Genomic DNA, 2,646 nt, shown 5'->3' with positions numbered 1-2,646 from the left:
CCAGCGCAGCGACCGCATGCGCGGTGGGATACAGCCACGAAACGTGCCATTTTTCGTTGTCCCATAGACCGTGCGGGTTGCGATTGGCCTCGACGTAGGCGCTGGTGCCGGCGGCGGGCTTTCCCAACATTCGCAACGCATGCAGGGCATGGATGTTGGTCGACACCGAGGCATTGCGCTCGCCGGGGAAGGTGACGAACAGCTCGCCGATTTCGAAATGGCGCAACGCATCGACCGCCGGGTCGCGGCCTGCAAGGCGCAGGACGCACATCGCAACGGCGGTATCGTCCGCATCGGCCGCGAAGTGCAAGGCCGGGCCCAGACCGCGCACGCCCAGGCGGGCGTCGAGCTGCGCGACGATCACTTGCACCGCCTCGGCGAGCGCGGGATGCGCGAACAGACCGGCCAGATCCAGGGTGTACAGCGACCAGCATGGCTCGAATACATTGATCGGCCAGACGTTGGGAAAGACACCTTCGATGCCGCTGCGCGTCGCCCGCGATGCCGCCTGCAGATACGCGTCGGCGCGCCCGACCTGCGGCGTGCTCCCCTGTGACACGGCGTGCGCACGCCACGCGGCGGTGGCTGCCGGACTGATGCCGATGCTGCCGTCGTCATCCGGGCATGCGGTGGTCGGCGACCTCCCCCAGGCTTCCCAGGAGTGCAGCAACGGATGGCCGCTCGGCAACGTCGCCACCGCCCCCAGCTTGACCAGGCACGCTTGCCGCAACGGCAACAGCGCCGGATGGCGCGGAAACGCCACGCCGCCCAGCAAGGATGCGGCCTCGCCGCACAACTGCGGCAGGATCAGCTCCGCGCCGATGGGCGCATCTTCCGGCACCGCATGCGCGTAGGGATCGGGCTGGCGCTCGAGGAACCGGGTTGCAGCCTGGACTGCGTCGGCAGCGCCGGGAAGAGGATCGGCACACTGCAAAGCCAGCAACGCCGCCCACGTGGGCGCATGGCGGAACAGCGGGAAATCCGCGCTTCCCCATCCGCCATCGGCCTGTTGCTGCGCGATGAGCCACGCGTATGCGTCCTGCCGACCGGTGACGTTGCCGTGGAACTGCAGAGCTCGCGCCGTGTCGTAGACGGACGGGCCGACGCTGCCGCCGTCGCTCATCTCGCTCAGCAGGTGGCGCAATTCGGAAAGGATCTGTTCGGACAGCGCGTTCACGCAGGATGTTCCTTCTGCAGACGGTTGACGAGAACCAGGATCGGCAGACGCCGCGCACATCGCCGCGGACTCGGACACAGTGCAGCATGCACCGCTGCCGCCGGCCGATCGCAGCAGCACAGGGGCGAGTCCATGCGGACGGACGCGCTCATGCGTATGGCGCGGACAGATACATGTTGGCCCGCTGCAGCATCTGCGCCAACCGTTCCGCACGCGGCCCCAGCGGGACGATGGCCTCCCCAGCGTCGCGCAACAAATCCAGCGCGAACTGGCGCGCTGCCTGCAGCCCCATGATCGACGCGCAGGTCGGCTTCTGCGCCGCCGCGTCCTTACCGGGGGTCTTGCCCAGCGTCGCGGTATCCGCTGTCGCGTCGAGAATGTCGTCGACCACCTGCAACGCCAGGCCGAAACAGGCGGTGTAGCGATCGAGCGCACAGTACAGCGCAGCGTGCGCGGCATCTTCCGCGATGGAGTATAGCGCGCCCATGCGAACGGACGCGCGCACTAGCGCTCCGCTCTTCTTCCGGTGCATCGCCACGATCCTGTCCAGCTCGGCGTGCTTTCCGACCAGCGACAGATCCATGGCTTGCCCGCCTGCGGCACCCTCGGCGGACACCGCCTGCGCCAGTTCGCGCACGAGCGCGATACGGTTGTCGCCCGGCGCATCCAGGCTCGCCAGGGTCAGGAAGGCGTGCGCCTGCAGCGCATCGCCGACCAGGATCGCAGTGGCTTCGCCGAACTCGACGTGCACGGTCGGAAGGCCGCGGCGAAGCACGTCGTCGTCCATCGCGGGCAGGTCGTCGTGGACCAGGGTACAGGCGTGCATCATCTCGATGGCGGCGCCGACGTCGTCGAGCATGTGCGCCGGCGTGTCGGCCAGTGCGCCGGCAGCCAGACAGAGCAAGGCGCGGGTGCGCTTCCCGCCATGCAAGGTGGCGTAGCGCATCGCCGCCATCAGCTCGGTCTCACCGTCGTCTTCGGCGCAGAGAAGACGCGCCAGCGTCTGTTCGACCCGCTTTGCGCCGTTCTGCATCCAGATCTCCGGCAGCAGCCTGCCGGATGCGCCGCGCGCCTGCGCACCCAATCCGCCGAGCGCGGAAACGCCAGTTCGGTCGTCGTGTAGCCTGGAACCGGTCTGCATGTTTTTCATGTCCTTGTACCTGACACGAGATGGCCACGGCGAGCGCCAAGCCGCAGCGGTGTTGCCGGCGCCGCACCGAGCGCGTGCGCTGAGTGCAGCAATGCCGCGCCTCGCCGGCGCCGATGCCTCGCCACACGGGGCATGCGATGCCAGCTCATGAGAAGCCTATGCGGATTGCCATGGACGGATGTGCGGTCGGGTAATAGCGCCGGCCTTTTTCGACGCCGCTCAGCAACCGCGGCCGCACCCCGGCCTGGTGCATGGTCAGTGCCAAGGCGATGCAGAACTGCACCATTTCCAGCCATACCAGGTGGTAGCCGATGCAGAC

2 protein-coding genes and 1 pseudogene are annotated in these 2,646 nt (G+C 68.0%); all 3 read right to left on the bottom strand.

Annotation, left to right across the window (positions count from 1 at the left end; genetic code table 11):
• The coding region (locus tag NKI17_RS36710) for a hypothetical protein (protein ID WP_352907928.1) at positions 1-1,177 on the bottom strand (1,177 nt) is incomplete at its 3' end.
• 148 nt (positions 1,178-1,325) lie between these two features.
• Positions 1,326-2,318 (bottom strand): polyprenyl synthetase family protein, encoded by a 993-nt coding sequence (locus tag NKI17_RS36705; protein ID WP_352907930.1) that lies wholly within the window; start codon positions 2,316-2,318, stop codon positions 1,326-1,328.
• Positions 2,319-2,472: 154 nt separating this feature from the next.
• Positions 2,473-2,646, bottom strand: a pseudogene (locus tag NKI17_RS36700) (cytochrome P450); the annotation flags it as partial.

The organism is Mesorhizobium sp. M0816 (genome assembly GCF_040320005.1).
GTDB lineage: Bacteria > Pseudomonadota > Alphaproteobacteria > Rhizobiales > Rhizobiaceae > Mesorhizobium.
Note: the sequence above shows the minus strand (reverse complement) of the source record. Positions and strands in the feature narration are given on the sequence as shown.

Bases quoted from the DNA above. Each gene is read 5' to 3' on its own strand.
- NKI17_RS36705 (WP_352907930.1), bottom strand. From the start codon at position 2,318: ATGCAGACCGGTTCCAGGCTACACGACGACCGAACTGGCGTTTCCGCG.